The 6,776-nt window shown below is 71.1% G+C and carries 6 protein-coding genes and 3 tRNA genes; 8 read left to right on the top strand and 1 reads right to left on the bottom strand.

The features are described 5' to 3' along the window. The coding region (locus tag AB0J09_RS51735; RefSeq protein ID WP_360709092.1) for a hemerythrin domain-containing protein at nt 1–411 on the bottom strand (411 nt) is incomplete at its 3' end. Nucleotides 412–521: 110 nt separating this feature from the next. On the opposite strand from AB0J09_RS51735, the gene AB0J09_RS51730 reads away from it, so the two are divergent. The 8 genes from AB0J09_RS51730 to mreB form a co-directional block, all read left to right on the top strand. Next, entirely contained in the window at nt 522–1,721 is a 1,200-nt protein-coding gene (locus AB0J09_RS51730) for a hypothetical protein (protein WP_360709090.1), read from the top strand. 18 nt (nt 1,722–1,739) lie between these two features. After that, a complete protein-coding gene (locus AB0J09_RS51725; RefSeq protein ID WP_360709088.1) occupies nt 1,740–2,465 on the top strand; it encodes an SDR family oxidoreductase in 726 nt (241 codons plus the stop codon). 81 nt (nt 2,466–2,546) lie between these two features. Beyond that, nucleotides 2,547–2,618 (top strand) — tRNA-Gly (locus AB0J09_RS51720). A gap of 15 nt (nt 2,619–2,633) precedes the next feature. Continuing rightward, nucleotides 2,634–2,704: transfer RNA gene (locus AB0J09_RS51715), tRNA-Cys, on the top strand. Nucleotides 2,705–2,709: 5 nt separating this feature from the next. Continuing rightward, nucleotides 2,710–2,784 (top strand) — tRNA-Val (locus AB0J09_RS51710). A gap of 120 nt (nt 2,785–2,904) precedes the next feature. Next, on the top strand, nt 2,905–5,469 hold the full coding sequence (locus AB0J09_RS51705; RefSeq protein WP_360709085.1) for a hypothetical protein: 2,565 nt from the start codon (nt 2,905–2,907) through the stop codon (nt 5,467–5,469). Between the two features lie 16 nt (nt 5,470–5,485). Beyond that, entirely contained in the window at nt 5,486–5,917 is a 432-nt protein-coding gene (locus AB0J09_RS51700; RefSeq protein ID WP_360709083.1) for a nuclear transport factor 2 family protein, read from the top strand. A 150-nt stretch (nt 5,918–6,067) separates the two neighbouring features. After that, on the top strand, nt 6,068–6,776 hold a 709-nt coding region (gene mreB / locus AB0J09_RS51695), incomplete at its 3' end, for a rod shape-determining protein MreB (protein WP_360709080.1).

Genomic DNA, 6,776 nt, shown 5'->3' with positions numbered 1-6,776 from the left:
CGCCGCCGCCATGGCCCGGCGCTCGACGGTGGAGGTGTTCGCCCGGAGTTTCGCGAACTCGTACCGCTCCTCGCTGCGGGCGTGCATGGTCACGGCGGTACGCAGCTCCCCCAGGCGCTCCCAGAACTCCGGATGGTCCACGCCGCCCTTGTGCAGCTCGAGGAGGAGCCGCTTGGCCCGGTTCTCCTCGGTCAGGCGATCGCCCACCACGCCCTGGCCGTTGTCCAGCTTCCTGCGTGCGTACGGGTGGACGATCTCCTCCTCGGCCGTCTCATGTACGGACAACATCCTCGTCAGCCGGTCGAACGCCTCCTCCACCTTGTCCGGAGGCGCCTGCTCGACCTCGTCGAACAGGTCCCTGATCTGGCCGTGCTGGGTCACCAGCAAATCGATGACATCTTGTTCACCCACGTCCGCGCCCTACCCGGCCCTCCCCTGGACACGCGCCTCCTTACCGAACGCGGGCCGTTCGAGCACCGAACGCGGAGGTTGCCGGATCATGCGCCGGGTAGCGCAGCCACATGGCCTTCGATCCGCTGCAGGAGCGGGGTATCCCGCTGGACGATCAGCTGCGTGACTGGCGCGAGCTGAACGTCGAGCCCATCGATCCCGACCACGCCGACCCGTACACGCGGTGCCGGATCATCGCGATGAACGGGATCGAGACGGAGGCGATCTTCTTCAGCCACCAGCTCGCCCGCCACTGCCCCGACACGGAGATCAGGCAGCAGCTGGCGCGGGTGCGCTACATCGAGGCGCAGCAGCAGAAGGTGGTCAACTGGCTGCTGCCAGGGGTGTCGTCGGTGCTGGAGACCACACTCGCCTATGAGCAGGCGGCGGTGGATCTGACGGCGTGGGTCGCGCGGATGGAGCCGGACGGGTACCTGAAGCAGGCCTTCGAGTTCGGGGTGCTGGAGCACTTCGATCACCTCTATCGGTACGCGAACCTGTACGAGATGCTCGAGCACCGCAAGGCCGAGAAGATCGTGGACCGGCTGACCGAGGTGATGCCCGGGCGGCCCACCTACCTGCACCATCGGGACCCGATGGACAACGTGCGCGAGCCGTACCAGAAGAGGTCGACGGAGCCGCTGTCGCGGCTGCACGCGCTGACGATCAGGGCGGCCGAGCAGCAGACCATGAACTTCTACATGAACGTCGGCCCCATGCAGATGGAGCCGATCGCGCGCCGGCTGTACCAGGAGATCGCGCTGGTCGAGGAGGGGCACGTGACTCACTACGAGTCGCTGGCCGATCCGGGCGACAGCTGGTGGGAGATACTGCTCAACCACGAGTACAACGAGTGCTACATGTACTACTCGTTCGCGCTGACCGAGCCGCATCCCAGGGTGCGGACCATCTGGGAGCTGCATCTCAGCATGGAGCTGGAGCACCTGCGGCTGGCGGCCGAGCTGTTCAAACGGTTCGACGGGCGCGATCCCGACCAGGTGCTGGCTCAGGCGTGCCCGCCGCCGGTGACGTTCGAGCCGAACAAGGCGTACCTGCGTGAGCTGATCGCCACCCAGATGGACTACACGACCGTGGGCGCCGGGTACGCGCGGGAGGCGCACGAGCGCTTCCGGAAGGCGCAGGACACGATCATGGGCGGCGACAAGGCGCCGTCGGAGCAGGTCGTCGACGACAACCGCGCCGTTTCCGGCCAGGAGTACCGCCTGGAGACGGAGGGGCCGCACCCCGCGGCGATCACGCTCCACCGCTAGCGCCTAGAGTGGGGGTTCATGACAGCAGTCGCCCTCGTCACCGGCGCGTCGCGCGGCCTGGGAGCCGTCATCGCGCGCAGGCTGGCCGCCGACGGCCTGGCCGTCGCGGTCAACTATCGCTCGGACGCCTCCGGAGCGGAGAAGGTCGTGGCCGCGATCCAGGACGCGGGCGGCGCCGCGGAGGCGTTCGCCGCCGACGTCACGGACGAGTCCGAGGTGACGGACCTGGTGGCCCGCGTCACCGGCAGCCTCGGCCCGGTGCGGGTCCTGGTGATCAACGCGACCGGCCCGCAGCCGTCCATCCCGCTGGAGGAGATCACCTGGCAGTCGCACCTCGACCAGCTCACGTTCTTCGTCAAGAGCCCGACACTGCTGGTGCAGGCGGTGCTGCCGGGCATGCGGGAGCGGCGCGGCGGCCGCGTCATCCAGATCGGCTCCGACATTGTCGACCGCAACCTGCCCGGCATGTCCGCCTACATCGCGGCGAAGGGCGCCCAGCACGCCATGACCCGGGCCTGGGCCCGCGAGCTGGGCCCGCACGGCATCACGGCCAACATCGTCGCCCCCGGCTGGATCCCGGTGGAGCGGCACGCGGGCCTGGACGAGAGCGGCTACCTCGCGGAGGTGCCCCTGGGCAGGATGGGCACGCCCGACGACGTGGCGGCCACGGTCTCGTTCCTCGCCTCGGACGGCGGCGCGTTCGTCACGGGGCAGCACATCAAGGTCAACGGCGGCCACACGTGAGCAGCGCGGGGCGTATTCAGTTTGGGGACTGGGCCGAGATTCGCTAGAGTTCTCTCGTCGCCCGGTGCGAGCCGGGCGGACGCGGAAGTGGCTCAGTGGTAGAGCATCACCTTGCCAAGGTGAGGGTCGCGGGTTCGAATCCCGTCTTCCGCTCGGAGCTTCCGGCTCGGTGGCGTGGCCGAGAGGCGAGGCAGCGGCCTGCAAAGCCGTCCACACGGGTTCAAATCCCGTCGCCACCTCACAAGGACGATTAGCTCAGCGGGAGAGCGCTTCCCTGACACGGAAGAGGTCACTGGTTCAATCCCAGTATCGTCCACCATTCTCGCGTGCCCCGGCCCCTGCGGCCGGGGTTTCGTGTTTCGGACGCCGCGCTCACCCGCCGGCCACTTCCCCGTCACCGCGCGGCGGCACCCAGCCCCGCGCGGGCAGATGACGGGGCGTGGTGAAGACGACCCGGACCTTCCTGCTCGCGGCCGCCGCCTCCGCGCTCGTCGTCTCCGGCGTGTGCGCCCTGCCGCCCGTGGGCGGTTTCCTGCTCGGCCGGACCGTCGGCGCGGTGCTCGTCTTTCCCGGGTTGGGGAGGGGACAGGCGGTGGGCACGGCGGCGACGCTGGTGGCCTTCTCCCTGGCGCTGACCGGCGGGGCGTATCTCGCGTTCCGGTGGGCCGGGTTCGGGGGGTCGCGGCTGGGGGTGATGGTGTGCTGGGGGCTCGCCGGCGGGCCTGCCGGGGTGCTGGCCGTGCTGGCGTGGGCGCGGTCGCAGGGGCTGCCCTTTCGTGAATACCTGACGTACGCCGCCTCGTGGGGGATGGCGGTCGCGCTGCTCTCCGGGCTGCTGGCGCTGGCCATTACGCGAACGGTGCCCGACGGCCCCCGGAAGGGCAGGTGGGCGTTCCATCCCCGCGCGTGGGTGCTGCCGAGCCTGGTGGCCGGGTGGGCGGTGGTGTGGAGCGTTCTCCTCAGGGATCAGCCGTTGCCGGCCTGGCTGCCCCTGTCGCTGAGCTACTTCGACCAGGTGGCCGTGGTGCTCGCCGCCGTCGCGGCCGGGTCGCTGGAGGGTGTGCTGCGGCGGCGATTACCGGTGGAGGGCCGGCCGGGGCGGGCGTTCGTGCTGGCGTGGATCGCGCTGACCGCGGCCCCGGTCGTGTACGCGGCCGTCGTGGCGATCGACCGCGGCATGCGGGAGCTGCTCCTCGCCCATCCGCTGGACGCGGCCTGGGCTGTGGCGTACCTCCGCGACCTCGGAGAGGTGCTGATCGCCGAGCCCGCGCAGGTCGCCGTGCCCCCGTTGCTGCTGGCGCTGGTGGCGACCGGGGTGCAGACGGCCGTCCCCGCCAGGGAGCGCTCGAGCGCGGCGCCCGATCCCGTGCGGCCCGATCGGCGGTGGAGCCTGCTGGTGGCCGGGGCGGCGGTCGCGCTGACGTACTTCTGCCTGGCCGTCACGTCGAGGTTCCCCGTGCTGACGCGGCGGACGTTCGACGAGGAGACGCCCGCGCCGCTGCGGGCGCTCGCGTTCCTGGCCCCGCCCGACCCGGCGCTGGGCAGGACCGTGGTGGTGTGGTCATGGGCCGTGACGGCGGCGTTCGGGGTGGCGGCGGCGGTGCTGGTGTACGTGGCGGTCCGCGGCCGGGTCGTGCGCCTCTTCCCCGCCTCCGACTATCTGGTGCTGGTGGGCGCGCTCGCGCTGGCCGCCGCGCTGGCCTGGAACATCGGCAGCGTGATCGGCCACGCGGTCACCGGTGAGTGGCTGCTGGGGATCTCGCCCGCTCGGGAGGCCGCCGAGTTCACCGGGTTCGTGGTGCCGGTGTTCGGGGCGCTGCTGTTCATCGTGCACTCGCAGGTCGGCCTGACCAGGTTCGTACGCATCGTCGAGCTGGAGGGCGAGGAGGGCTGGGGGAAGCTGGCCGAGCGGTACCGCGCCTGGAAGGAGCAGGTGCGGCCGCACCTGCCGAGCAGACGGGAGCGCGGCCTGGTCGCGGCCCGGGCGGCCGGGGCGGCGCTGGTGATCGCCGTGGTGGCCGGGACGTTCCAGGGGTTCGGCGCCGGGCCGCCCGTGGGGCGTGTGGACGCGCCGTTCTTCGCCGTGCCGGTCCTGTGCGTGACGCGGCCGCCGCTGGAGAACCTCACCGCCGGCCTGTACGTGATGCTCCTGGCCGGGCTGGTCTACCTTGGCTTCGGCAGGCTGAACACGAAAGAGCGCCGACCGGCGTCCTGGCTGGCCGTATGGGGACTGTCGGTGGTCGCCGGCGGGCTGGCGAACCTGTTCGACCCGGTCACCGGGCTGCAGATGGGCTTCGTCGCCGGGCCCCTCGCCGCCGCGGCCCTGGCCGTGCCGCTGCGGAGGAAGATCCTCCTGTACGGCGCCGCGCTGCTGGTCCTGGTCGCGGCGGCGCCCGCGGTGAAACGGGGCCCGGCGCGCGAACGGGTCGCGCTCAGCCCGGTCGCCTGGCGGGAACAGCGCCCCAGGCTCACGATCGACGTCTCCTACCCGCGGGCCCGGGGCTCCGACGCGGCCAGGATCAACGCGGCGCTGGCCGAACCGGTGCGGGAGGCCGTCGAGCGGACGTTGCGGGGCCTGCGTGCCGACCCGGGAGCCACCGGCGCCGTCAGCGCCACGTACGTCGTCGTGCGCAACGACGCCGACGTGATCTCGGTTCGCTACATGATGGCGGGCGACGCCGGACGGGCGGTCAACTACGACCGGTCCGCGGGCCGGGCGCTCGCCGTACAGGAGATCTTCGCCCCGGCCGTGCTCACCCCGGCGGGCAGGCGGCGGCTGGCCGACGCGCTGCGACCGCTCATGCCCCCGCGCCAGAACCCGCGGACCGTGAGCGTGGACAACGACCGCATCCTGGTCAATCTGGGCACGGGCGCCGTGGAGTTCACGTTCGGCCGCGGCTATTTCTGCGACGGCTGCGAGCCGTTCACCGTGCGGGCTTCGAGCCGGCGGCTGGCCGGGCTGCTCCGGCGGTCGTCGAGCGCTCTGGTCATCGAGCGCTCATAGCGCAACGATCAACCCCATGGACATACAGGAGATCGCCGACCGGCTCCACATCACCGACCTGCTGGCTCGCTACACCCACGCCATCGACTCCGGCCAGTGGGAGCTGCTCGACGAGGTGTTCACTCCCGACGCCGTGATCGACTACCGCTCCGCGGGCGGCATCAAGGGCACGCGGGACGAGGTCAAGGCCTGGCTCGCGGAGGTGCTGCCGCACTGGCCCGGGCGCCTGCACCTCATCGGGGCCCCGCGGATCGGCTTCGAGGACGGCGAAGCGCGCGTGAGCGCCCCCTTCACCGACACCCTCGCCCCCACCAGGGACATGGTCACCGCCGACACCGAGGGGTTCCTGCACGGCGGCGGCTGGTACCACCACCGCATGCGGCGCACGCCGGGCGGCTGGCGCAGCGTGGAGCTGGTCGAGGAGCAATCCTGGCGCACCGCCCGCTGACCCGGCTCCCTCCCACGGGCCGGCGACGGCCTTGACCTGCGAAAACAGCGGCAGATACAGAGTTAATACGTTTGTGGTCAAACCGCTCAGGGCAGCGCGAGTGCGGGCAGAAGTCCCCCTGCTCTTCCCGGTCGAAAGGCTGTGCGGCACATGGCATTCGCATTGGGTCTTCTCGGTCATGACATAGCGGTCGATCTCGGAACCGCCAACACTCTCGTCTACGTCCGCAGGAAAGGCATCGTGCTGAACGAGCCCTCGGTCATCGCGATCAACCTGCACAGGAACACCGTCGTGGCCGTGGGCAAGGCGGCCAAGCGCATGATGGGGCGCACTCCCCCGCACATCGCGACGATCAGGCCGCTCAAGGACGGCGTGATCGCGGATCTCGACGCGGCGGAGCGGATGCTGCGCATGTTCATTCAGAAGGCGCACCCGAGCAGGTTCCTGGCCAAGCCGCGCATCGTCGTGGCGGTGCCGAGCGGCACCACCTCCATCGAGCAGCGGGCGGTCAAGGAGGCTGCCTACGAGGCGGGCGCGCGCCGGGTGCACATCATCGAGGAGCCGATGGCCGCGGCGATCGGCGCCGGGCTGAAGGTCGGCGAGGCCACCGGCAACATGGTGGTCGACATCGGCGGCGGCACGACGGAGGTCGCCATCGTGTCGATGAGCGGCGTCGTGGTCGCCAAGTCGCTGCGGGTCGGCGGCGACGAGCTGGACGAGGCGGTCATCACGTACGCCAAGAAGGAGCACGCGCTGCTGCTCGGCGACCGCACGGCCGAACGCCTGAAGATCGAGCTCGGCATGGTGCGGCCCGCTCCCGTGCGCGACTCCGACGCCGCGCCCAGAGGCAGGCACCGGG

Source organism: Nonomuraea sp. NPDC049784 (assembly GCF_040659615.1).
GTDB lineage: Bacteria > Actinomycetota > Actinomycetes > Streptosporangiales > Streptosporangiaceae > Nonomuraea.
The sequence above is the reverse complement of the archived record's forward strand: the minus strand, read 5'-3'. Positions and strand labels throughout refer to the sequence as shown.

Bases quoted from the DNA above. Each gene is read 5' to 3' on its own strand.
- AB0J09_RS51700 (WP_360709083.1), top strand. From the start codon at position 5,486: ATGGACATACAGGAGATCGCCGACCGGCTCCACATCACCGACCTGCTG.
- AB0J09_RS51725 (WP_360709088.1), top strand. From the start codon at position 1,740: ATGACAGCAGTCGCCCTCGTCACCGGCGCGTCGCGCGGCCTGGGAGCC.
- AB0J09_RS51730 (WP_360709090.1), top strand. From the start codon at position 522: ATGGCCTTCGATCCGCTGCAGGAGCGGGGTATCCCGCTGGACGATCAG.